At 72.6% G+C, this 24,274-nt stretch carries 15 protein-coding genes; 5 read left to right on the top strand and 10 right to left on the bottom strand.

The window, feature by feature from the left end:
• Position 1 precedes the first annotated feature (1 nt).
• The 7 genes from hypF to HC031_RS22380 form a co-directional block, all read right to left on the bottom strand.
• On the bottom strand, positions 2-2,302 hold the full coding sequence (hypF, locus tag HC031_RS22410) for a carbamoyltransferase HypF (protein ID WP_167927352.1): 2,301 nt from the start codon (positions 2,300-2,302) through the stop codon (positions 2-4).
• On the bottom strand, positions 2,299-4,968 hold the full coding sequence (locus tag HC031_RS22405) for a bifunctional acetate--CoA ligase family protein/GNAT family N-acetyltransferase (RefSeq protein ID WP_167927351.1): 2,670 nt from the start codon (positions 4,966-4,968) through the stop codon (positions 2,299-2,301). Before HC031_RS22405 ends, hypF begins: the two co-directional genes overlap by 4 nt.
• 285 nt (positions 4,969-5,253) lie before the next feature.
• Positions 5,254-7,947, bottom strand: coding sequence for a magnesium-translocating P-type ATPase (mgtA, locus tag HC031_RS22400; RefSeq protein WP_167927350.1), 2,694 nt, complete (start codon positions 7,945-7,947; stop codon positions 5,254-5,256).
• Positions 7,944-8,210, bottom strand: a complete 267-nt coding sequence (locus HC031_RS34865) for a universal stress protein (RefSeq protein WP_167927349.1) — start codon at positions 8,208-8,210, stop codon at positions 7,944-7,946. Before HC031_RS34865 ends, mgtA begins: the two co-directional genes overlap by 4 nt.
• A 273-nt stretch (positions 8,211-8,483) precedes the next feature.
• Complete coding sequence (locus tag HC031_RS22390) at positions 8,484-9,638, bottom strand: acetate/propionate family kinase (RefSeq protein WP_167927348.1); 1,155 nt, start codon at positions 9,636-9,638, stop codon at positions 8,484-8,486.
• A complete protein-coding gene (locus HC031_RS22385) occupies positions 9,635-12,007 on the bottom strand; it encodes a phosphoketolase family protein (protein WP_167927347.1) in 2,373 nt (790 codons plus the stop codon). The genes HC031_RS22390 and HC031_RS22385 overlap by 4 nt, the downstream gene beginning before the upstream one ends.
• 206 nt (positions 12,008-12,213) lie before the next feature.
• Positions 12,214-13,461, bottom strand: a complete 1,248-nt coding sequence (locus HC031_RS22380; RefSeq protein WP_205863079.1) for an MFS transporter — start codon at positions 13,459-13,461, stop codon at positions 12,214-12,216.
• A gap of 214 nt (positions 13,462-13,675) precedes the next feature.
• Here HC031_RS22380 and HC031_RS22375 point away from each other — a divergent pair, with 214 nt between their 5' ends.
• Positions 13,676-13,933 carry an SHOCT domain-containing protein gene (locus tag HC031_RS22375; protein ID WP_167927345.1) on the top strand — a complete coding sequence of 86 codons (258 nt, stop codon included), beginning with the start codon at positions 13,676-13,678 and terminating at the stop codon, positions 13,931-13,933.
• On the top strand, positions 13,930-16,263 hold the full coding sequence (locus tag HC031_RS22370; protein WP_167927344.1) for a heavy metal translocating P-type ATPase: 2,334 nt from the start codon (positions 13,930-13,932) through the stop codon (positions 16,261-16,263). Before HC031_RS22375 ends, HC031_RS22370 begins: the two co-directional genes overlap by 4 nt.
• Positions 16,264-16,346: 83 nt before the next feature.
• On the opposite strand, the gene HC031_RS22365 is transcribed toward HC031_RS22370, so the two are convergent.
• Positions 16,347-18,338, bottom strand: a complete 1,992-nt coding sequence (locus HC031_RS22365; protein WP_338090774.1) for a heavy metal translocating P-type ATPase — start codon at positions 18,336-18,338, stop codon at positions 16,347-16,349.
• A 135-nt stretch (positions 18,339-18,473) separates the two neighbouring features.
• Here HC031_RS22365 and HC031_RS22360 point away from each other — a divergent pair, with 135 nt between their 5' ends.
• Positions 18,474-18,809, top strand: a complete 336-nt coding sequence (locus HC031_RS22360) for an ArsR/SmtB family transcription factor (RefSeq protein WP_240942805.1) — start codon at positions 18,474-18,476, stop codon at positions 18,807-18,809.
• Positions 18,810-19,381: 572 nt separating this feature from the next.
• A complete protein-coding gene (locus tag HC031_RS22355) occupies positions 19,382-19,987 on the top strand; it encodes a hypothetical protein (RefSeq protein WP_167927342.1) in 606 nt (201 codons plus the stop codon).
• 133 nt (positions 19,988-20,120) lie between these two features.
• On the opposite strand, the gene HC031_RS22350 is transcribed toward HC031_RS22355, so the two are convergent.
• Together HC031_RS22350 and HC031_RS22345 are read right to left on the bottom strand one after the other, a co-directional pair.
• Entirely contained in the window at positions 20,121-20,414 is a 294-nt protein-coding gene (locus tag HC031_RS22350; protein ID WP_167927341.1) for a hypothetical protein, read from the bottom strand.
• Positions 20,415-20,464: 50 nt separating this feature from the next.
• Positions 20,465-21,577, bottom strand: a complete 1,113-nt coding sequence (locus HC031_RS22345) for a ScyD/ScyE family protein (protein WP_167927340.1) — start codon at positions 21,575-21,577, stop codon at positions 20,465-20,467.
• Between the two features lie 622 nt (positions 21,578-22,199).
• Here HC031_RS22345 and HC031_RS22340 point away from each other — a divergent pair.
• Positions 22,200-23,990: a fibronectin type III domain-containing protein gene (locus HC031_RS22340; protein WP_167927339.1), complete on the top strand. Its 1,791-nt coding sequence runs from the start codon at positions 22,200-22,202 to the stop codon at positions 23,988-23,990.
• Positions 23,991-24,274: the final 284 nt, after the last annotated feature.

Raw genomic sequence — 24,274 nt, 5'->3', positions numbered from 1 at the left:
GTCACTCCTCCGCCAGTGTGGCGGCGGCGATCGCCGCCTGTCCGTAGCTGATCCCGCCGTCACCCACCGGTACCTGCTCGCCGGTGTACACGTCGAAACGCATCCGGCCGAGCCGATCGCGCAGGTCGGTGGTGAGACGGCGGTTGACGAACACGCCGCCGCCGAGGCAGACCGCCCGTACGCCGGTACGTTCGGCGGCGTCGGCGACCAGCGCGCAGGTGACCTCGGCGAGAGTCGTGTGGAACGCGGCGGCCATCCACCCGGCGGGCCGGTCGCGTTCGACGATCGCGCGTAGCGTCGGGGCGGGGTCGTACACGGCCAGGCCGTCACGCCGGACGACCCGCCACGGCAGCGCGGGGACTTCGGAGTCCGCCCCGGCGGCGGCCTCCAACCGCACCGCCGCCTCGCCCTCGTACGTGGTCTCGTCGCACAGCCCGAGCAGGGCGGCGACCGCGTCGAACAGCCGGCCACAGCTGGACGCGAGGGGCGAGTTGACGCCTCGGTCGATCATGCGCCGCACGATCGCCGCTTCCCGCGCGCCGAGCCGGGCCGGCAGATCGCCGGCGCGCGCCGGATCAGGTCGAGGTACGCCGAGATCTTCGGCGGCGTACAGGTACGCCAGGGCCATGCGGGCTGGCCGGCGCACCGCGGCCGCGCCTCCGGGCAGCGGGGCCCTGGCGAAGCGGGCCAGCCGCCGGTACCCGGTGTAGCTGGCGTGCAGGATCTCGCCGCCCCACAGGGTGCCGTCGTCGCCCAGGCCGAGCCCGTCGTAGGCGACGCCGAGGAACGGCGCGGAAAGTCCGTGCTCGGCGGCGACCGCGGCGACGTGCGCGTGGTGATGTTGCACCGCTATGCGGTGCGGAGCTGCGAACCGGTCCATGCCGTAGCGCGTCGAGAGGTATCCGGGGTGCAGGTCGTGCGCGACGACGCGCGGGATGACCGCGCGCCACCGGCACAGCCGGTCCACGGTGTCGGTGAACGCGTCGTGGGTGGCCTCGTCCGCCAGGTCGCCGGTGTGCGGGCCGATCACCGCCTGGCGGGCGACCGCGACCGTCGTCGTGTGCTTGAGCTGGGCGCCGACGGCGAGGATCGGCTCGGGCGCGGCCACCGGCAGGGGCAGCGGGGCCGGCGCGTAGCCGCGGGCCCGCCGGATCAGCACGGCCCGGCCGGCGACCACCCGCGCCACCGAGTCGTCGTAGCGGGACCGGATCGGCCGGTCGTGGCCGAGGACGCCATCCACGAGCGGCCCGAGGGTGGTCAGGGCGACCTCGTCGTCGACGGCGATCGGCTCGCCGGACCGGTTGCCGCTGGTGACGACGAGCGGCCGGCGCAGAGCGTGCAGCAGCAGGTGGTGCAGCGGGCTGTACGGCAGGAACAGCCCGACCTCCGGCAGGCCGGCGCACACGCCGTCCGCGAACCCGCCCGACCCGTTTCTCGGCAGCAGCACGATGGGGCGGGCGGTGGAGGTGAGGGCAGCCTCCCCGGCCGGGGAGACGTGGGCGACCGTGGCCGCCGCGGTGAGGTCGGCGACCATCACGGCCAGGGGTTTGGTCGGGCGGTGTTTGACGGCGCGCACCCGGGCCACGGCCGCGTCGTCGGCGGCGTCACAGACCAGCTGGTAGCCGCCGATGCCTTTGACCGCGACCAGGCCGCCGTGCGCGATGGCGGCGACCGCGCACGCCAGGGCGTCCCCGCCCGCCGTGGTCGACGGACCGCGCCACCACAACTGTGGGCCACAGCGGGGGCAGGCCACCGGCTCGGCGTGGAAGCGCCGGTCGGCCGGGTCGCGATACTCGGCCGCGCAGTCTCCGCACAGCCCGAACCGCGCCATCGTGGTGCGCTCGCGGTCGTAGGGCAGGTCGTCGACGATCGTGGCGCGTGGGCCGCAGTCGGTGCAGTTGATGAACGGGTACCGGTAGCGGCGGTCGGCAGGGTCGAACAGTTCGGCCAGGCAGGCCGGGCAGGTGGCGAGATCCGCGGGCATCTCCCGGCTGCCCGCGGCCCCGGAGCCATCGGTCGCCGACCCGCGGATGTGGAAACCGCCGTCGGGTACGTCCTCGGCCGGCACGTCGACGGCGGAAAGCCCGGCGACGTGCGCGGCCGGCGGGGCATCGATCGCCAACCGGTGCAGGAAGGACGTGATCCGCTCCGCCGGTCCGGCCGCACGGATCAACACCCGGCCGTCGACGTTGCGGACGTCGCCGCGCAGGCCGTGGAGGTTGGCCAGCCGGTACACGTACGGCCGGAAACCCACGCCCTGCACCGTGCCGTGCACGTCGACCCGAACGCCGCGAAGGTTCACGCCGGCTCCCGCAGCGCCCGCAGGTCCGGGTCGGGTTCGGCGCCGACGGTGGCCAGGCGGAGCTTGGCGTCGACGGCCACCACCTCGTTGGGGAACGCCAGGACCGGGTTGAGGTCGAGCTCGGCGATCTCGGGTACGTCCTCGGCGAGCCGGCCGACCCGCGCCAGCAGGTCCTCCAGCGCGGCCGTGGCGACCGCCGGCGCGCCCCGGTACCCGGTCAGCAGCGGCGAGCCGCGCAACCCCTGCCACATCCGGCGGGCGTCGAGGTCGGTGACGGGCAGCAGCCGGAAGGCGCGGTCGCCGAGCAGCTCGGTGTGGATGCCACCGAGGCCGAGCATGACGAGCGAGCCGAACAGCGGGTCGTGGACGACGCCGACGGCGAGCTCGACGCCACCGTGGCGCATCGGCTGCACCGCGACCGGTGCCCGCGGGTCGCCGAGCGTCGCCCTGATCGCCAGGTACGCGTCCCGGACGGCGCCGGAGTCGGCGAGATCGAGCCGTACCAGGTGGCGGTCGGTCTTGTGGGTGATCGTCGGGTCGGCGGCCTTGACGACGACCGGGTACCCGAGGCGGGTGGCGGCGGCCACGGCGTCGTCGCGTCCGCGGGCGACGACGGTGTCGACGGTCCGGATGCCGTAGCCGGCGAGCAGATCGGTGACCAGGCCGGGCGGCTGCCAACCGCCGCCGGCCGCGATCGCGCGGTCGACCAGGACGCGCGCCCGCGCGGGGTCGACGTCGTACAGGTCAGGCCGACGTCCGAGCGGCTCCCGGCGCCAGGCGGCGTAGCGGGCGGCGTGGCCGAGGGCGCGGACCGCCCGCTCGGGCAGGGGGTACACCGGGGTGGCCCGCTGCCCGAGGTGGCTGGGGGTGTCGGGCACGCCGAGCAGCACGACCGTCACCGGCACGTCGGGCGCGGCGTCGGCCGCCGTGCCGAGAGCGGCGAGCATGCCGGGTACGTCGTTGGCGCGGGTGGCAGCGAAGATCGCCAGGATGGCGTCCACGTCACCGCTGGCGGCCAGGCGCGCCACGGTGTCGGCCAGCGCCGCCGGGGTGGCGGCGGCGCCGAGGTCGACCGGGTTGCCGACGGTGGTCTCGGGCACGACGAGTCCGGCCGCGTCGGCGGCGTCGGCGGCCAGGACGTTCACGCCGCCGGCGTTGCCGACGATGCCGAGGCGGTTGCCGGCCGGCGGCGGCTGGCTCACCAGAAGGCGGGCGGCGTCGAGCAGTTCGCCGAGGGTGTCGGTGCGGATGACGCCGGCCTGGGCGAACAGGGTGTCGACGGCGACATCCGGGGCGGTTGCGGCGGCGGTGTGCGAGGTGCCGGCCCGCCGGCCACCGACGCTCCGCCCGCCCTTGACGGCGAGGACCGGCTTGCGGCGGGCGAGTGCGCGGGCGATCCGGGCGAACTTGCGCGGGTTGCCGAACGACTCCAGGTACAACGCGACCGCCCGGGTGGTCGGGTCGTCGTACCAGTAGGCGAGCAGGTCGTTGCCGGAGACGTCAGCCTTGTTGCCGAGGGAGACGAACTGGGAGACGCCGATGCCGGCACGGGTGGCGTGGTCGAGCACCGCGATGCCGACCGCACCCGACTGGGACGCGATCGCCAGGCCCCCGGCGGGCGGGACGGCCGTGGCGAACGTGGCGGCCAGCCGTACTGTCGGGTCGGTGTTCAGTACTCCCAGGCAGTTCGGACCGACCAGCCGGATGCCGTGGGAGCGTGCGGCGCGTACCAGTGCGGCCTGCGCGGCGGCACCGTCCGGGCCGGCCTCGGCGAAGCCGGAGCTGAGTACCACCGCCGCGCCCACGCGCGCCTGGCCCGCGTCAGCGAGCACCGCTGCCACCGCGGGTGCGGGCACCGCGATGATCGCGAGGTCGACGGGCGCGCCAACGGCAGCGAGGCTCGGGTACGCCGTGAGCCCCGCCACCTGGTCGGCGTTCGGGTTCACCGGATACACCGGCCCGGTGAACCCGTGCTCGATCAGGTTGCACAGGACTTCGTGGCCGACCCCGCCGGGCGTGCGGCTGGCGCCGACCACCGCGACGGATGCCGGGGCGAGCAGCGGGTGCAGGGCCTTGCGCTCGGCGCTGCGCTCGCGCAGGTCGATCAACGCCTGTGCCCGGTCGTCGGCGGCGGTGGGGATGAGCACCCGCATCACGCCGGCGTGCTCCTGCACGAGCATGCCCGGGGTCAGGTCGCGCGCGACCCGCAGCATGGTGCCGTTGGCGACCAGGATGTCGCCGGCCAGTTCCCGGATGCCGTCTCCGCGGGCCTGGCGTACCAGATGCTCCAGCAGCAGGGTGCCGATGCCCCGGCCGTGGTGAGCGTCGGCGATGAGCACGGCGAAGTCGGCGAAGGGCTCGCCCTCGCCGCGTTCGTAGGAGGCGACGCCGATCAACCGGTTCGCGTCGAGCGCGACCACGACCCGATGGTCGGGCGCGGCCGGGCGGGTCAGCCGCCGCACCTCAGCGTCGATCTGTCCCCGTCCGCTGGTGAAGAACCGCAGGTACAGGCTGTGGTCACCCGCGTTGTCGTACAGCGCGCGCAGCGCCGTGGCGTCCTGCGGTTCGACGGGGCGGATCCGGACGACCCGCCCGTCGGCGGCCAGCGCGTCATGGGCCTGCGTCAGCGGCGTGGTGGTGACGACAGCGGACCGGCCGGTACTCATCGGTGGTCACCCTCCGCGTCGCGCCCGGCGACGACGGGCGGAGACCCCGGCCGGGACCTCTCGGGTCCGGCACCGGCTGAGTGTGTGGTCATCGCGAGGCTCCTCACGCCGACGCTCGGGCACCTTCAGCGTCCACGCGGAGCGGTGCGAGCGCTGCCGCCGGACGGCCCTTGCGAACCGGCCTTTGGTCCCGGACGCTGCGCGACCCGCGCAAACTGACCGGCGAAGTCGAGCACAAGTCGGCGGTGGAGACGGTGCCGCTACTGGCTCAGCGCGTCGACGGCGTCACCGGCGTCGTTGACCGGTTGACCTTCCGGTACGACGACGTGGCGGAGACGCCGATCCCGCTGCTGTGACGGCGGTTCGTTGCTGGCTGGTAAAGCGGGCCGCGCGTCGGTGGAGTCGGCGGCCCGCCCGGTCGGTCCGCGGTGCCGGCGATCGCAGCAGGTCCTGCGACGTGAGCAGCATCCGCTTCACCCCTTCGACCAGCGCCAGGTACGCCGCCACCAGCCCGGCCAGGACCAGCTGGAACACCGGCGGCAACGCGGTGAAGCCGAGCGGGCCGGCCAGCGGCGTGTACGGCAGCAGCGCGGCCGCCGCGACGGCGGCGACAACGGCGCCGGCGAGCGCCCGGGACGGTCGGCTCCGCCACGGCGGGGTGCGATGGGTACGGATGACGAAGACCACGAGGGTCTGGGTCGCCAGCGACTCCACGAACCACCCCGAGCGGAACTCCACCGGGCCGGCGTGCAGGACGCTGAGCAGGATCGCGAAGGTCAGGAAGTCGAACAGGGAGCTGACCGGCCCGAACGTCAGCATGAACCGGCGGATCTCGCGCAGGTCCCAGTGTGCCGGTCGGGCGAGCTGCTCCGGGTCGACCCGGTCGGCCGGGATCGCGACCTGGCTGAGGTCGTAGATCAGGTTGTTGAGCAGGATCTGGGACGGCAGCATGGGCAGGAAAGGCAGGAACGCCGAGGCGCCGGCTGCGCTGAACATGTTGCCGAAGTTGCTCGAGGTGCCCATCAGCACGTACTTGATGGTGTTGGCGAAGATGCGCCGTCCCTCGGTGACGCCCCCGGCCAGTACCCCGAGGTCCTTTTCCAGCAGGAGCACGTCGGCGGCGTCCTTCGCCACGTCGGTGGCGGAGTCGACGGAGATGCCGACGTCGGCGGCGTGCAGGGCGACCGCGTCGTTGACCCCGTCGCCGAGGAACGCGACGTCCGCGCCGGCGACCCGCTGCGCCCGGACGATGCGCGCCTTGTCGTCCGGACCGACCCGGGCGAACACGGTGGTACCGGCCAGGGCTTCGCGTAGCGCACGGTCGTCGAGCGCGGCGACGTCGGCGCCGGTGCGTACGCCCGTCACCGGCAGGCCCAGCTCTTCGCACACCCGGACGGCCACCGCCGGGTGGTCGCCGGTGATCACCTTGACCGTGACACCGAGCCGGGCGAGCTGCTCCAGCGCCGGCCGGGCGTCCGGTTTGGGCGCGTCACGGAAGACCAGGATCCCGGCGAGCGTGAGGTCGCGCTCATCGTCCGGGGTCAGCGCGATCTGGCCGGGGACCGGGCGGCTGGCCACCGCGATCACCCGGGCACCGCCGGCCAGTTCGGTGTCCAGACCGGCCCGGGCGTCGCCGGGCACCTCGACGCAGCGCGCCAGCAACTCCTCCGGCGCGCCCTTGGCCACCAGCATCCTCCCGTCGGGGCCGTCGACGAGCACGCTGGTACGCCGCCGCTCGTGGTCGAAGGGCAGCAGCGCGACCCGCCGGTACGTTGCCACCGGCCGGGTCGTGGCCGCCGGCGCCTCCCACAGCGCCCGGTCGAGCGGGTTGCCACCGACCGGGGTACCGTCCTGCACCGAGGCCTCGTTCGCCAGTAAGCCCAGCAGGAGCGGATCCGCCTGCCCGGCGACGGGGTGGCTGCGCTGGTAGCTGATGCGCCCGTCGGTGAGAGTGCCGGTCTTGTCGGTGAACAGCACCTCCACGTTGCCCAGATCTTCGACGCACACCAACCTTTTGACCAGTACCTTCGCCGCGGCCAGCCGGCGGCTGCCGGCGGCCAGACTGGTGGTGACGATCGCGGGCAGGAGCTGCGGGGTGATGCCGACGGCGATGGCGAGGCTGAACAGCACCGCGTCGAGGATCGGCCGGTGCAGCACGAGGTTGATGACGAAGATGAAGACGGTCAGCGCGGCGGCGACCCGCGCCAGCAGCATGGAGAAGTGGCGCAGGCCGGCCTGGAACTCGGTCTCCGGGTGGCGTTCGCTCAACCCCAGCGCGATGCGACCGAACGTCGTGGCCGCGCCGGTGGCCACCACGACGCCGGTACCGGATCCGGCTCGCACGATCGTTCCCATCAGCGCGCAGGAGGCGAGGTCACCCAACGGCGCGTCCGGTGTGACCGGGTCCACCTGCTTGGCTACCGACACGGACTCGCCGGTCAGCACCGACTCGTCGCACTCCAGCCGCTGTACCTCCAGCAGCCGCAGATCGGCCGGGACCACCATGCCGAGCGCGACCTGTACCACGTCGCCGGGTACCAGGTCGACGACGTCAACGGAGCGCTGCCGGCCACCGCGCACGACCACCACGTCGTGCCGGATGCGGTCATGCAGCGCCGCGCCGGCGCGCTCGGCGCGGTACTCGTTGGCGAAGCCGAGGATGACGCTGACGGCGAGGATCGCGCCGATCACGATGGCGTCGGTGCGTTCGCCGACGAAGAACGAGACCGCCGCGGCGATCAGCAGCAGTGCCAGCAGCGCCGAGCGCAGCTGCCGGCCGAGGACGCCCAGGGCGGAGACCCGATGGGTACGCACCGCGTTGGGTCCGACCTGTTCCCGCCGTCGGGCGACCTCCGCCTCGTCCAGCCCACCGGCGCCACTGCCGAGATCGGCCAGCACGTCGCCGGCAGGCCGGCTGCCGGCGAGGGCGGTAGGAGTCGGTCCTGCCGGCGCGGTGACGACCGGTGCGGCCCCCGTCATGAGCGTGTACGCGCGATGAGGACCGGGCAGTCGGCGTGGCGCAGCAGGTGCGGCCCCACCGAGCCGAGGAGCGGCCCGTCGAATCCACCCCGGCCGCGGGAGCCGACGGCGACGTCGTAGTCGACGTCGACGTCCGGGTACTTCTCCCGCCAGCCGGCCAGTTCGTCGGTCAGCTCCCGGTGCAGGCGCGCCGCGGCCCACCGTAACGCCGCCGCACCGGCCGGCGACCCATCGACACCGACAACAATCCTGGTTTCGCCCATCGCGCACCCTCCGCTGTGGTGTATCGGTTGTCCCAAGGCTGTACTGCGACGGTCGTCCCGGCAGCGGCCGTTCGGCTCCGTTGCTCGTGTCGTTGGTCCCGGCCGGTCACCGCCCGGCAGAGTCGGACGTCCCGATTCGCGGGCTCTTCCGGTCCCGCCCACGCACGACGGCCCGTTCGGCGACCCGCCGGGCGAGTCCGGCGGCGGGCAGGGCGGCGATTGCGCGTGCGGCCGGCCAGCTCGATGACGAGTCGCCAGGAGATCGTTGGGCGGTCATGTCTTGTCGACGGACGAGACCACCGGTGCCGGGGCGGATTGGTTGAGCAGCGCGGCGACCTCCTCGGCGATGGCGCGCTCCTCGTCGGTCGGCACGACGCAGACCGACACCGGTGCCCCGTCGGCCGAGATGACCCGTTCGGCCGGACCGGTGGCGTTGCGGGCCGGGTCGACCGTGATGCCCAGGCGCAGCAGCCCGGCCAGTGTTCGGGCCCGTACCTCGGGGCTGTTCTCCCCGATGCCGGCGGTGAACGCGATGGCGTCCAGGCGCCCGAGCACCGCGTAGTAGGCGCCCACGTACCTGCGGATGCGGTGGCAGTACACGTCGAGCGCGAGCCGCGCGTCCCCGTCGCCGTCGGCCGCGCGGCGCAGCACCGTGCGCATGTCGTTGTCGCCGCACAGGCCGCGCAGCCCGCCGTGGTGGTGGTACAGGTCGTCGAGATCGTCGACGCTCATTCCGGCCTGCCGGGCGAGCAGGAACGCCACCGCCGGGTCGATGTCGCCGGTGCGGCTACCCATGGCCAGCCCCTCCAGCGGGGTGAGCCCCATCGAGGTCTCCACGCTGCGTCCACTCTGGATCGCCGTCGCGCTGGCTCCGTTGCCGAGGTGCAGCACGATCAGGTTCAGCTCCTCGATCGGCCGGGCCAGCAGGGCGGCGGTCCGGCGGGACACGTACGCGCAGGACGTGCCGTGGAAGCCGTACCGGCGGATCCCGTACCGCCGGCTCACCGCCCGGTCCAGCGCGTAGGTCGAGGCGGCAGCCGGCAGGGTGGCGTGGAACGCCGTGTCGAACACCGCCACGTGCGGCACGTCGGGCCGCAGCCGCCGCGTCAGGTCGATGCCCTGCAGGTTGGCCGGGTTGTGCAGCGGGGCGAGCGGGATCAGCGACCGGATCTCGGCGGCGACGTCGTCGTCGATGACGGTCGGTTTCTGAAAGCCGGCGCCACCGTGCACCACGCGGTGGCCGATGGCGTCCAAGGGCAGCGTGGACAGGCCGACCTGGTCGGCGACCTGTGCGATGGCCGCTTCGTGGTCGGGGGTCGGCGAGCCCGGCTCGCCGATCCGCTCCACCGTGCCCGCCGCCACCCGGGCCGCGCCGTCGAACAGCGCGTACTTCAGCGACGACGAGCCGCTGTTGAGGACGAGGATCATGGCGCCGGCCAGCGCCAGTCGCGGATCTCGGGCAGGTCCTCGCCGGTGCGGCAGATGTACTCGCGGTGCTCGGCGCGCTTGTCGACCATCCGCTGGCGCAGCGTGGCCCTCCGCCGGGCGAGCCCCGGCACCCGGTCGATGACGTCCATGACCAGGTGGAAACGGTCCATGTCGTTGCGCACGAGCATGTCGAACGGCGTCGTGGTGGTGCCCTCCTCCTTGTACCCGCGCACGTGCAGGTGGTCGTGGCCGGCGCGGCGGTACGTCAGGCGGTGGATCAGCCACGGGTAGCCGTGGTAGGCGAACACGATCGGCCGGTCGGTGGTGAAGATCGCGTCGAACTCGGCGTCGGGCAGGCCGTGCGGGTGCTCCGTATCCGGCTGCAGGCGCATGAGGTCGACCACGTTCACCACCCTGACTTTGAGCTCCGGGAGGTGCTGGTGGAGCAGGTCGGCGGCGGCCAGGACCTCCATAGTCGGCACGTCGCCGGCGGCGGCGAGGACGACGTCGGGGTCGCCGGTGTCAGTACTGGCCCACTCCCAGATGCCCAGGCCGCGGGCGCAGTGCAGGGCGGCCGCCTCGACGTCGAGCCAGGTCGGCTGCGGCTGCTTGCCGGCGACGACGACGTTGATGTAGTTGCGGCTGCGCAGGCAGTGGTCGGCCACCGACAGCAGGGTGTTGGCGTCCGGCGGCAGGTACACCCGGATGACGTCGGCGGACTTGTTGACGACGTGGTCGATGAAGCCGGGATCCTGGTGCGAGAAGCCGTTGTGGTCCTGCCGCCACACGTGGGAGGTCAGCAGGTAGTTCAGCGACGGGATCGGCATCCGCCAGCGCAGCTCGCGGCTGACCTTCAGCCACTTCGCGTGCTGGTTGACCATCGAGTCGACGATGTGGGTGAACGCCTCGTAGCAGCTGAACAGGCCGTGCCGGCCGGTCAGCAGGTACCCCTCCAGCCAGCCCTGGCAGGTGTGCTCGGACAGAATCTCCATGACCCGGCCGGACGGTCCGAGGTGGACGTCGACGTCGTCGATGCGGCCGCGCCACACCTTGTCGGTCACGTCGAGTACGGCTCCGAGCCGGTTGGATTCGGTCTCGTCCGGGCCTACCAGGCGGAAGTTGCGGTACGGAGCGTTGGCGGTGACCACGTCGCGCAGCCAGGCGCCCAGCACCCGGGTCGGTTCGGCCACTGTCTCGCCGGCGGCGGAAACCTTGACGCCGTACCCGGTGAAGTCCGGCAGTTCCAGGTCGCGGGTGAGCCGGCCGCCGTTGGCGTGCGGGTTGGCGCCCATCCGCAGGTCCCCGGCGGGCAGCCAGTCCACGATCTCGGGCCGGGGCGCTCCGCTGTCGTCGAAGAGCTCCTCCGGGCGGTAGGAGCGCATCCACGCCTCGAGCTGGGCCAGGTGCGCGGCGTCGCCCCGCGCCGCCGGCAGCGGCACCTGGTGCGCACGCCAGGTGCCCTCCACCGGCAGCCCGTCCACCTCGGCCGGCCCGGTCCAGCCCTTCGGCGTCCGGAACACGATCACCGGCCAGCGGGGCCGGCTGGTGTCACCCGCGATCCGGGCGCGGCGCTGGATCTCGGCGATCGCGTCGAACACCTCGTCGAAAGTGGCGGCCAGCCGCTGGTGCACGACCGCCGGGTCGTCGCCCTCGACCAGGTACGGCTCGTAGCCGTACCCGCGCAGCAGCGCCTCCAACTCCTCGTCGCCGATCCTGGAAAGTACCGTCGGGTTGGCGATCTTGTACCCGTTCAGGTGCAGGATCGGCAGGACCGCCCCGTCGCCGGCCGGGTCCAGAAACTTGTTGGAGTGCCAGGCGGTGGCCAGCGGGCCGGTCTCGGCCTCGCCGTCGCCGATGACGCACGCGGCGACCAGGTGCGGGTTGTCGAAGACGGCGCCGTACGCGTGGGCCAGCGAGTACCCCAGCTCGCCGCCTTCGTGGATCGAGCCGGGCGTCTCCGGCGCGACATGGCTGGGCACCCCACCGGGGAACGAGAACTGCGTGAACAGCCGGCGCATCCCCGCCTCGTCCTGGCCGATCGACGGATAGACCTCGCTGTAGGAGCCCTCCAGCCAGGTGTTGGCGACCAGCCCCGGGCCGCCGTGCCCCGGGCCCGTTATGTAGACCATTTCCTGCTGGCGCGCGGCGATGATCCGGTTGAGGTGGGCGTACAGGAAGTTCAGGCCGGGGGTGGTGCCCCAGTGGCCCAACAGTCGGGGCTTGACGTGTTCGGAGCGCAGCGGCTCCCGCAGCAGCGGGTTGTCCATGAGATAGATCTGGCCGACCGCCAGGTAGTTCGCGGCCCGCCAATAGGCGTCGATGCGGTCCAGTTCGCTCGTTGATAGGGGGGTCGCGCTGCTGACTTGCATGCTGCTGCTCTCCTTCGCGACATCGGCCATCGGCCGGCACGGTCGACAGCGGTGTCCGCGGGTACCGGCCGGCGGCGAGGGCCCGCTGCGCTCGTCCACGATGCGGGGGATGAACTCGGATCTGCCTGTCTCCGCTCAGCGTTCCGGCATCGCCGCGCCATGGATGCGGGCCAATGGCCCGATTGCCCGGGACCGACGACCCAAGTTCACGCTCGCGAATCGAGAGCCCGATGCGGTGCGGCGTGGCGGTCACGTGCGCGGCGGCTGGACGCGGCGAGGAGTACGGCGGCGAGGATGGCGGCAGCGGTGCCGGACAGGATGAGCGGCAGCCGCCCGTCGCCACGCCAGGCGAGCCCGGCCCAGATCCCGGCAACGAGTACGCCGAAGCCGCTGAGTGCCTGGTAGACGCCCTGCGCGCGGGCCTGGAAGTCGGCACCGACCAGGCCGGAGATCCACGCTTTGCCGACGCCGTCGGTACAGGCGGTGAACAGCCCGTACGCCGCTAGCAGCGCCCAGGCGGCCGGGTGACTGTGGACCAACCCGAGGCCGACGTAGCCGACGGCGAAGAAGATCAGGCCCAGGCCGAACACGCGGGGCGGGCGCCAGCGGTCCGCCAGCAGCCCGGCGGGGTAGCTGGCCGCGGCGTAGACGAGGTTGTAGGTGACGTAGGCGAGGATCAGCGCGGTCACCGAGAAGCCGATGGCGCGCAGGCGCAGCAGCAGGAGCGCGTCGGGGAAGTTGACCAGGGCGAACGCCGCCAGGACAGCCATGATCCGCCAGAACCGGGCCGGCAGCCGGTTCGCGCCGCGCAGCGTCGGCCGTGCCTTCGCGCCCGCCGGGGGACGGGTCCGTTCGCGGACCGCGGCGACCAGCAGCACGCTCAAGACGGCGGGTACGACCGCGATGGCCAGCAGCGGCCGGATCCGGTGGTGCAGCAGTTCGTACCCGGCCAGCCCGATCAGCGGGCCGACGACCGCGCCGAGGGTGTCGGCCGTGCGGTGCAGGCCGAAGGCCCGGCCCCGCGCGGCCGGGGGGATCCCGTCGACGAGCAGGGCGTCGCGTGGTGCGCCGCGCATGCCCTTGCCGAGCCGGTCGACCACCCGGCCGGCCAGCACCACCGGCCACACCACGGCGAGCGCGATGAGGACCTTGCCGACCGCGGCGAGTCCGTACCCGGCGGCGATGAGCGGACGGCGCCGGTACCGGTCGCCGAGGCCGCCGGCCGCCAGTTTGGTCAGCGCCGCGGCGCCCTCGGCCAGCCCCTCCACCAGCCCGACCACGGCTGCCGGCGCGCCGAGCACGGCGGTCAGGAAGATCGGCATGATCGGGTAGAGCAGCTCGCTGGCCGCGTCCTGCAGGAACGACACCCCCGACAGCACCAGCAGGTTGCGGCTCAGCCACCCACGGCTTCCCGCCGTGGTGGGTGCCGGCGGCTCCCGTCGTGTTCGCGTCACGTCAACCCGTCCTCCCGTCGCGCAGTCTGCCATCGGCGGTCGGGTCTGCCAGCCACGGGCGGGGTGGCGACGCGATGGCCGGTGGTGACCACGATCCGCCCGGCCGGTTGCGGGGGAGCTGGAGACCTTCGGCCCGGACGGTCAGGACCGTGAGCCCCTCGGTCCGGCGGCCCGCGCGGCGCACAGTGAAGACGACCGTAGGGAGGAGCGCGCGATGATGTACGGATACGGCATGGGTGGCTGGGGATACCTATTCATGATCGTCAGCTCGTTGCTGTTCTGGGGGCTGCTTATCACGGGCATCGTCGTCCTCGTCCGCCACGTCGGCGGAAGCCGGTCGACCGGGGTTACCGCCGCTCGCCCGGAGCAGATCCTCGCCGAGCGCTACGCCCGCGGTGAGATCGACGACGAGGAGTACAGGCGACGCCTGGACACCCTCCGGCGCGGCGGGTCTGCGCTGGCGCAGTCATGAGTCGGCGCTTGGCCCGGGCTGTGGGGCTGAGCAGATTGCGGCGGTGGCTGGAGCCCGCGCTACTGGTCGTCACCGTCGGTGCGCTGGTAGCCGGCGGGGTCGCGTGGCTGACCGGCAGCGGCAACGTTGCCGACCTCTGCTGGGCGGCCGGCACACTGGTGGCGGTGCCGCCGGCGCTGGGCTGGGTCATCGCGTCGCTGCGACGCCGGCGCGCCGGCGTCGATCTCATCGCGGTGCTGTCGCTGGTGGGCACGCTGGCGGTGGGCGAGTACCTGGCCGGAGCCCTGATCGCGATCATGCTCGCCACCGGGCGGGCTCTCGACGCGGCCGCAGAGCGGCGCGCCTCCCATGATCTGCGTGCCCTGCTCGAGCACGCCCCGCGCTCGGCACGCCGGCGGGTCGGCGACCAGGTGATCGTGGTGCCGCTGGCGGCGGTGGCCGCCGGGGACCTGCTGGTGGTTGCGCCCGGCGAGGTGGTGCCGGTGGACGGCCTGATCGAGGGGGCGGCCGCGGCGCTGGACGAGTCGGTGCTGACCGGGGAGCCGTTGCTGGTCGAGCGGCCGGTCGGGACCCCGGTGCGAAGCGGTGTGGTCAACGCCGGGGCCGCGTTCGAGGTGCGGGCCACCGCCACCGCAGCCGACAGCACCTACGCCGGCATCGTGCGGTTGGCGCAGCAGGCGGGCGCCGAGAACGCCCCGGTGGTGCGGCTGGCCGACCGGTACGCCGTCTGGTTCCTGCCGCTGTCGCTGCTGATCGCCGGGCTGGCCTGGGTGGTCAGCGGATCTGCGGTGCGCGCGGTGGCCGTCCTGGTCGTCGCCACACCGTGCCCGCTGCTGCTGGCCGCCCCGGTCGCCATCGTCTCCGGACTGTCCCGGGCGTCCCGCCGCGGCGTGGTGATCCGCAGTGGTGGGGCGCTGGAGAATCTGGGTCGGGCCCGGACCCTGGTGATGGACAAGACCGGCACCCTGACCGGTGGCCGCCCGGCCGTCGCCGAGGTCGCCGCCGGCGTCGGTTGGGACGCCGCCCAGATACTGCGCCTGGCCGCGTCGGCTGACCAGGTCTCCCCGCACGTGCTGGCCGAGGCGATCGTCGCGGAGGCCCGCGCCCGGGACCTGAAGCTGATGTTGCCGCGCGACGTCGTTGAACAGCCCGGCCGGGGCGTGACCGCGACCGTGGACTGCCGGCGGGTCGAGGTGGGCCAGCGGACGCTGCCGCGCGACGCGGCGTGGGCCCGCGCGGCGGCGAGCCGGGCGACTCTCGACGGGGCAGCGGTCGCCTGGGTGAGCGTCGACGGCGACGTGGCCGGCGCGGTGCTGTTGCGCGACCCGCTGCGCCCGGACGCCCCGCGGACCCTGCGCCGGCTGCGCGCCGCCGGCCTGCGCCGGCTGGTCATGCTCACCGGCGACCGCCCGGAGCCGGCGCAGGAGATCGCGACGGTCCTCGGCCTCGACCAGGTGTGCGCCGAGCAGAGCCCGGCCGACAAGGTCGCCGCGGTACGCGCCGAGGGCGAGCGCGCGGTCACGGTCATGGTCGGCGACGGGGTCAACGACGCGCCCGCGCTGGCCGCCGCCACCGTGGGGGTGGCGATGGGCGCGCGCGGCGCGACCGCGTCGTCGGAGGCCGCCGACATCGTGCTGACCACCGACCGGCTCGACCGGCTGGCCGACGCGATGGAGATCGCCAGGCGGGCCCGCGGAATCGCCGTGCAGAGCGCCGTGCTGGGCATGTCGATGTCACTGGCGGCGATGGCCGTCGCCGCGGCGGGCTTCCTGCCGCCCGTGGCGGGCGCACTGCTGCAGGAGGCCATCGACGTCGCCGTCATCGTCAACGCGCTGCGGGCACTGCGTGGCGGCCACACCAGCGTGGTGCTGCCGGCCGAGACCGAGTCGTTGGTACACCGGTTCGCCGCCGAACACGACGAACTGCGCGACGCGCTGCCGCTGTTGCGGGACGCGGCGGACCTGCTGGCCGCCGGCGCGACCCCGCAGGCGCTGGCAGCGCTGCGCCGCGCCCACCGGCTCCTGGTCGACCGGCTGCTGCCCCACGAGCGCGCCGAGGAGACCCAGCTGTACCCGGCGCTGGCCGCACCGCTGGGCAGCGCCGAGGCCACCGCGACCATGAGCCGGATGCACGCCGAGATCGAACGCCTCAGCCGCCGCCTGGGCGTCCACCTCGCGCAGGCAGACGCCGCCGGGGGCTTGCGCGCCGACCAGGTCGAAGACCTCCTCGCCTGTCTGTACGGGCTGTACAGCGTGCTGCGCCTGCACTTCGTGCAAGAGGAGGAGAACTACTTCGCGCTCGCCTCGGAGCCAGTAGGCAACGGGCGGTGAGCGGAGCCGGCGCGGCCGGCGGGATCATCGAGGCTGCGGGGTTGGCATGGGGCGGACACGTCGGCAGCGAACGCCCGGGCGTGTTACCGGCCAGGTTCGGCGCGCCGCCAGGCGCGCGAGTGCAACAGGCGCAACCCGTTGAGGCCGACGATGACGGTGGAGCCTTCGTGCCCGGCCACGCCGAGCGGCAACGGCAGGTGGCCGAGCAGGTCCCAGGCCACAAGCACCGTGATGAAGGCGGCCGCGATGGCGAGGTTGGCGATCACGAGGCGACGTGCTCGTCGCGACAGGGCGATGACCGCCGGCAGGGCACTCAGGTCGTCGCGTACCAGAACGGCGTCGGCGGTCTGCAGGGCCAGGTCGGAACCGTGCCGGCCCATCGCAACGCCGAGGTGGGCGGCGGCCAGGGCGGGAGCGTCGTTGACGCCATCGCCGACGAGCAGTACCGGCTGGCCGTCACCCTGCAGTTCACGCACGTGGGCGACCTTGTCCGCGGGCAGCAGACCGGCCCGTACGTCGGTGATGCCGACGTCAGCGCCTAGCTGGGCCGCGGCACCGTGGTTGTCGCCGGTGAGCAGCACCGGCGACGCGCCGGTCAGCCGCGTCAGGTCAGCCACGGCGGTAGCGGCGGCCGGACGCATCCGGTCGGCCAGCGCCAGCACCCCGGCTGGGGTGCCGTCGACTGCGATGACGACGGCAGTGCGCCCGGCGGCCTGCGCCGTGTCGACGGCGGCCCTGGTTTCGGACAGCGTCGGGGTACCGGCGGGCATTTCGTCGAGTAAGGCGGGGCTGCCGACCTGGATCCGGTGCCCGTCGACGGTGGCGGACACACCGCGTCCGGGCGCCGATACGAAGTCATGCACCATCGGAATGTCCAGGTCGCGCTGGCGTGCGGCGGCCAGTACCGCCGCGGCCAGGGGGTGCTCACTGGGATGCTCGGCACCGGCAACCAGCCGCAGCAGCTCATCGTCGGTCGCGATGCGGTGGCCGACGCGGCGGATCTCGGCCACCCGCGGGGTGCCCTCGGTGAGCGTGCCGGTCTTGTCGAACGCGACCAGCGTGGTGTCGGCCAGCTGCTCCATCACCACGGCGGACTTGACCAGCACGCCGTGGCGGCCGGCGAGGGCGATCGCCGACAGCAGTGGCGGCATGGTGGCCAGCACCACCGCACACGGGCTGGCCACGATCATGAAGGTCATGGCGCGCAGCAGCGTCGGCCGCAGCGCCGCGCCGAGCGCCAGCGGAATCACGAACAGCGCCAGGGTGGCCGCCACGACGCCGATCGAGTAGCGCTGCTCGACCTTCTCGATGAACAGCTGCGTGCGGGCCTTCGTCGCGGAGGCCTCCTCGACCAGGGCGACGATGCGGGCGATGACCGACTCGCCGGCTGGACGGTGCACCCGGGCGGTCAAGGCGCCGGTGCCGTTGAGGGTGCCGGCGAACACCTCGTCGCCGGGGTGCTTGGCCACCGGCAGCGGTTCGCCGGTGATGGTGGCCTGGTCGACCTCGCTGGCGCCGTCGACGACAACCGCGTCGGCGCTCACGCGTTCGCCGGGCCGTACCCAGATCACGTCCCCGACCTGCAGGTCGGCGGCGTTGACGGTCTCCTCCTGCCCGTCGGTGAGGATGCGGGTGGCCTGCTCGGGTGCCAGGTCGAGGAGGGCGCGTACCGAGTCGGCGGTGCGCGCGGTGGCGAACGCCTCGAGCGCGCCGGAGGTGGCGAAGATGACGATCAGCAGCGCCCCGTCGAAGACCTGTCCGATGGCGGCTGCGCCGATCGCGGCGACGATCATCAACAGGTCCACGTCGAGGGCGCGGTCGCGCAGCGCCCGGAGCCCGGCCAGGGCCGGCTCCCACCCGCCGGCGGCGTAGCAGGCGAGGTACAGCGCCCACCACACCGGCCGGGGTGCACCCACCAGTTGCGCGACGCCGCCGAGGGCGAACAGCACGGTGGCCAGGGCCGCCCAGCGCACCTCAGCGAGCGCCCACAGCCGCGCGTTCCACCGCCGCGGAGCCGGCGCCCGCGTGTCGGCGGCCGGCGCGGAGGTGGGGGTGGGGTTCGTCGTCACGGCCACGAGATGTCACAGTACCTGCGCAGCCATGCAGGTAAGCAATCAGCCAGGCAGACAGGCAAGTGAGGTACTCGATACGCTGGCCACGTGCACACCTCGATACCGGATTTCCGGATGCCTAACGAGGAGCAGGTTCACTTGGCCGCCGAAGGCTTCCGGCTGCTCGCTGACCCGACCCGGATCAAGATCCTCTGGGCGCTGTTGCAGGGTGAGTCGTCGGTGGCGTGCCTGGGTGAGCTGGTCGGCGCCGCCCCCACCGCGGTCAGCCAGCACCTGGCCAAGCTGCGCCTGGCCGGCCTGGTCCGAGGCCGGCGCGAGGGTACGTTCGTGTACTACTCGGCCGCCGACGTGCACGTGCGGGCGCTCCTGGCCGAGGCGCTGTTCCACGCCGACCATGCCGACCGCGGTCTTCCGGACCACGCCAACGGCGATCTTGCGACCCACCTCCCGGCGTCCTCGGCACGCGTCAGGTAACCAAGCCTCCCGTAACCGACGGTCGTCGCCGGTGTCGTGCTCGTCGTCGCAGCCGGCCCGGCGCGTCGACGCGCGTTCCAGGCGCCGACTGCGGGCGGTCCCCCGAAAATTCGCGGAAAAATCTTCGCCGTGAACCGTGGAGAACGGTGGATGATGATCCACTAGCCGCCCACGGTCTTCAAAAGGGAGCCCGCTCGCTCAGCGTGATATTGCCCTGAATGGCTCTGAGCTGTGAATCTCTCGGGTTTTCCCTGGTCCGGTCTGGTCGGACGGCATCTTGGCCGGGTGGGGCTGTTCCCCACTGGTCGCCACTGTAAGTCACTGAAGTGGTCCTGAGAAGGAGTCTTCGCCGGGCATGCTCCGGTTATAAGCAGAGCGTTATCGCCTGCGATTGCGCACCGCACCGCGCTTTCCGACGGTCCAGGTCAGCCGGGATTTCCCGGCGAGCTACCAACCCATAGGAGAAGACCGTGGGTTGCTCGAGCGACCGCCCCGCCGACCACCAGTCGCACACCTGCGCTGACGAGCCCGCCGCCGTGCTTGAGCGGTACCGCGGACATGGTCCGGCGGAGGTGGCCGCCACCGGCGACCGTCATCCGTCGATCCTGGTGGAGTTCGCCCGGCTGTGCGGTCACGCGGAGCCCGAGTACGCGGTGGCCGAGGAGATGGACTACTACGCAGGCTCAACCACTGCGACGGTCGCGGATGTCAACGCCCGCATCGACACCGAGGTCCTCGACGCCAGCTACGTGGACGTCGAGACCGGGGACGACGTACTAATCCGCAAGCTCTGCATGATTACCCGCGAGGCCGAGGAGCAGGGTGCCCGCATTCGTGCCGTCGAGGAGATCCACGCTGCGATGGACATTCCCGAGCTGAAGGGATGGCCTATCAAGGCGTGCCGGGAGTGCTCCGAGGGAAAGCGGTCCGGCGGGGATCCCCACAGGCGCGGCTGGAAGTTGGCCGGCGGTTTCTGCTCAGGTACCGGCTGCGGCGGCCGACAGGCCGAGCGCCGCGACCACCCCGACGACCACCGCGCCACGTACCGCGCCCCTACGCGAAACCGACCACCGACTACTGCCCGGAACCGGCTACCTGTTGTCACGGCCCGGGAATCGGCTTCCGGGAGCGAAGCTGAGATTTTCTTGCAAATCCGCGGCCCAGGTACGTCGGATTAGCCGAGAGGCTGACGCAAAGCATTCGCTTTTGTCTATGTTATCGGCTTATGGGCGTGTCACGGAAGCGGCTGCCCTTCTGCAACCCAGTGAGCAGCGGAACTACAGCCGTGCGTGGCGCTGCCGCACCCAACCGTCAGCTACCGTCCGACGGAGAGGTGCACCTGTCCTGAGGACGGATGCGGGTGCGGATGCGGACGTTGCTGACCGGGACCAGCTCTCCGGTCGAGGTCCGGTCGCGGCGGCGGCTCATGCTGCCGTCGGTGTACAGCGACGAGGAGACTCCGGGCTGGCTGGCGCCCTCCCGGACCAGCATGCCGACCGTGTGGCGCAGGTTGTCGGCCATGGGACGCAGGTCCGCGCCGCGCCCGGCGGCCGCGGCCTGGTCAAGCTGGCCTATGGAGTTGAGCCGACCGACCGGACAAAACAAGAGCGGGGCTCCGGACGACCGGAGCCCCGCTCTCTGCGTTTCTTGCTGCTTCAGCCTCGGATCCGGAGCAGTTCCCCACCGCCGGCGAAGATCGACTTGTTGGACACGTACACGGTGCCGTCGTCGTCAACAGCGACACCGCCCGGCGCGATCAGCTGGCCGGCGGCCAGTTCGGTCCGCTGCCCGTTCCGGTCGATCCGGTACAGAGCGCCGGTCGGGTCCGTGCCGGGGAACAGGCCGTTCTTCATGATCTCGAGTACGTAGAGCCGGCCCTTCTTGTCCGCCGCGACACCGACGATGTTGGTGAACCCATCGGCTACCACCTCCGGATCGTGGCCCGGCCGCACCCTGTACACCTTGGCGCCGCCGACCGGGAACGGGAAGCCCGTCAGCTGGCCGACGTAGTAGCTGCCGTCCGCGCCGCGCGCCACGCTGGTCGGCACCGCCTGCATCGGCATCTGGCCGCCGAACGGGCTGGGCACGAACTGGGCGTGCAGGACCGCGAGCGTCGAGACGTTGCCCCAGCGGTCGACGTTGAGCACGTCGTTGCCGCCGGCGTCGGTGACCACCGTCCCGCGCGAGGTGCTCACCAGCGAGTACGGGTTGGTGTCGACCGAGCTGCCGGGGTCGGCGCTGTCGGGGTTGTTGGCCTTCTCGTACGCGCCGAGATCGGCCAGTTGCTTGGGCGCCCGGTTGGGGCTCAACGCCACCAGCGACGCGAACAGCTTGCCGGAGGGGCCCAGGCCGGCCCGCGCGTCGGGGTGACCGCCGAGCCCGATGACGCCGATCAGCCCGTCCGGGCCGGCGGCGACACCGGTCAGGCCGACCGCGGCGGAGCCGTCGGCGCCGGCGAGCGAGGGCAGCCCGGTGATGATGCGCCGCTGCTTCCCCTTCTCCACCGCGGTCACCGAGCCGGTGTTGCCCAGACAGGACTTCTCTCCAGGCTGCTCCGGGTTGGCTATGCAGAACTCGCTGTTCCCGCCCGTGCCCGCCTCGGCCACGAGGATGCGGTCGTCGGCGATGGTGACCCCGCGTGGGTTGTTCAGGCCGCGCGCGATCACGTCCACCCGCGGGCGGTTGTCGGACGGGTGGGCGGCTGCCGTCGCGGGTACGGCCAAGGCGCCGGTCAGCGCCATCGCGGTACCGAGGGCCAGACGCTTCACTGATGTCTCCTTCTCCTGTGGGCCACGCGGGAACCGACCTGTCGGTATCGCTTGTGGTGCCGGCCGCTGACAGTGCGCCGCGCTCGTGGATTGCAGTCAGTTCTGCGGTCGTGACGGTGTGAGAGTGGTGAGGGGTCCCTGCCGCGCCGGAGACGGGCTCAGGCGCGTTCGATCAGACTTCTTGAGTATTTACAGGCGGCACATCGGCCGGTCGGTTGATGATCGTGACTTCATGCGCCCCGGTGGCGAGCAGATAGCCGGCCGGAACTGGGTCGCTCGGGGGTTGCGTGCGGAAGATTAGCCTTTGTCTGACCTACCCCGGCCGTGGCATCGACTTGGGACGACGCCACCCAATGGATCCCGCGGTAGGCCCGACCCGCCGACGTGCGATTGCGCTGGCCGCTGGCCGCTGGCCTCATCCGAATCGATAAGGCGGACGGAAGGGAATGTCGCACGGGCGGCTGCCGCCACCGTGCGGCGCAGAAGTTGCGACACGGCTTCCGCCGATTCGGGGAAAACCCTGCTGATTTGCTCGACATTGGCCGATGTCCGAACGCGGCGTGTGCCGCGTCGACGAATGGGAGTAGTAGTGCATCAAACGATCACGTCCCACCGGCGGACCTTGGCGCCACGCTTGGCCCGGCTCACGGCGGGCGTTCTGATGGCGATCGCCGCGGTGACCGGCCTGACTGCCGTGACCGCTGGTGTCGCGGCCGCCGCAACCGTGCCGTCCGGCTACCCGACCGACGTTCGGGTGTCCCAGGACCGGGTCGCCGGGACAGCCACGGTCACCTGGACGTCGGCCGGGGTGACCTGGGGAACCGGCACCACACACCAGTACAAGCTGGGGATGGGCAGCCCGACCCCCACATCGCCGGGGCCGAACACCTGTCAGGGCACCATCACCGCCAGCGCCTCCGGTGGCGGCAGCTGCACGTTCACCCCGCACGGCTACGGCGTCTACTACGTGTTGATCACCCCGGTCACCGAGGTCGGTGCCAGCCGCTACTTCGCCTCGGCGCCGGTGCCGGTCGGCGGACCGACAGGTAAGCCGATCGACGTGACGGTCACCCAGACTCCGGGTGACGACGACGTCGTGGTGACGTGGACGTCAACCGGGGTCACCTGGGGCCTGGCTCCGCAGTCCAGCCGCCAGTTCGACGTGCAGGTGCAGCTGCCCGACGGCGACTACACGTCCGGCATGCGCGACGACTCCTGCGGCTACCACCCGATTCCGGCCGCCGCCGGCACCGCACTCAACCGGTGCACGTTCCCCGTCGGCTCCGGCACGGAGACGGTGCTGGTCACCGCGAAGACGGCGTACGGTTCCAGCGACGCGACCGCGTCGAAGACGGTCACGTTCGTCCCGCCGCACGGCGCCCCCAACGACCTGACGCTCACGACGAAGCCGGGCACCGGCCAGGTGACGGCGACGTGGACGTCGGCCGGGGTGACCAGCTGGGGTTCGGCCGGCGAGCACTGGTACTGGATTCAGGCGACCGGACCGGACGGCAAGGACGTCGAGCTCGGTGACTGCGCCGCGCAGCCCGCGGCCGCAGGGAATGGGACCAACATGTGCACGTTCACCGTCACCACCGCCGGCACCTACACCGTCTCGGTCACCCCGACAGCGGGGGGTATGGGCGCCACCGCCACGAAGACCGTCGACGTGACGCTCACCGGAACGGCCGCGCCCGCCGCGCCGACGAAGGTCACCGCCACGCCCGGCGCGAACACGGCCGCCGTGTCGTGGACCGCGCCGACCGGCGGCGGCGCCGTCACCGGCTACACGGTGACCGCGACCGCCGACAACTACCCGACCCGGTCGTGCCGCGGCACGGTCACCGGCACCGTCTGCACCATCAGCGACCTCGCGGCCGGCGTGACCTACACCGTCCACGTGGTCGCCCACGGCCCCGGCGGCGACTCCCCGGAGGCGACCGCCGCGCTCAGCAGCCCGCCGACCGGAACCCCGCGGGTGCCGACCGCACTGCCCGCCAAGACGGTACCGTCCGGCAGCGTCACCGCCGCCGCCGGTGAGCACGTGACGTTCGCCGGCTCCGGCTTCAAGCCGGGCAGCACCGTGGCGCTCGCGGTCTACTCCACCCCGGTCGACCTCGGGACCGCGACGGTCGCCGCCGACGGTACCTTCACCAAGACCGTCACCCTGCCGACCGGCCTGCCGGCGGGCAGCCACCACCTGCTCGCCGCCGGCCTGGGCCCGGACGGCACGGTGCGGTACGTGACCAAGGCCGTCACAGTCCCCGCCGCTGGCCTACCGATCACCGGCGGGACCACGACCCCGATCGTGGTCACCGCGGTCGCGCTGCTGCTGCTCGGCGCGGCCCTGGTAGCGGCGACCGACGGCCGGATCACGCACCGGCTCCGGCGCCGGCCGGTGACGGCGGCCTGACCACTGTCCCACCGGTACGCGATGGGGGGGGCCGCTTGCGAGCAGGCGGCCCCTCTTTCGCGTCAGATGACGTGTCCGGACCGCACGTCGCCGGTCCAGATCACGCTGCGTTCCAATCTTTGACCCGGCTGCGGTGCGTGCCACACCCGGTTGTCGCCGGCATAGATGCCGACGTGGTAGGCGTGGAGAACGGTGGATGATGATCCACTAGCCACCGGGCATGCGCCGGTTGGTCTTGATACGATCGGTGGCATTGGCTTCTTCCCCGCAAGAGTTTTCGCAGG

This window comes from Planosporangium thailandense (genome assembly GCF_011947195.1).
Taxonomy (GTDB): Bacteria; Actinomycetota; Actinomycetes; order Mycobacteriales; family Micromonosporaceae; genus Planosporangium; species Planosporangium thailandense.
This window is presented reverse-complemented; position numbering and strand designations above follow the sequence as displayed.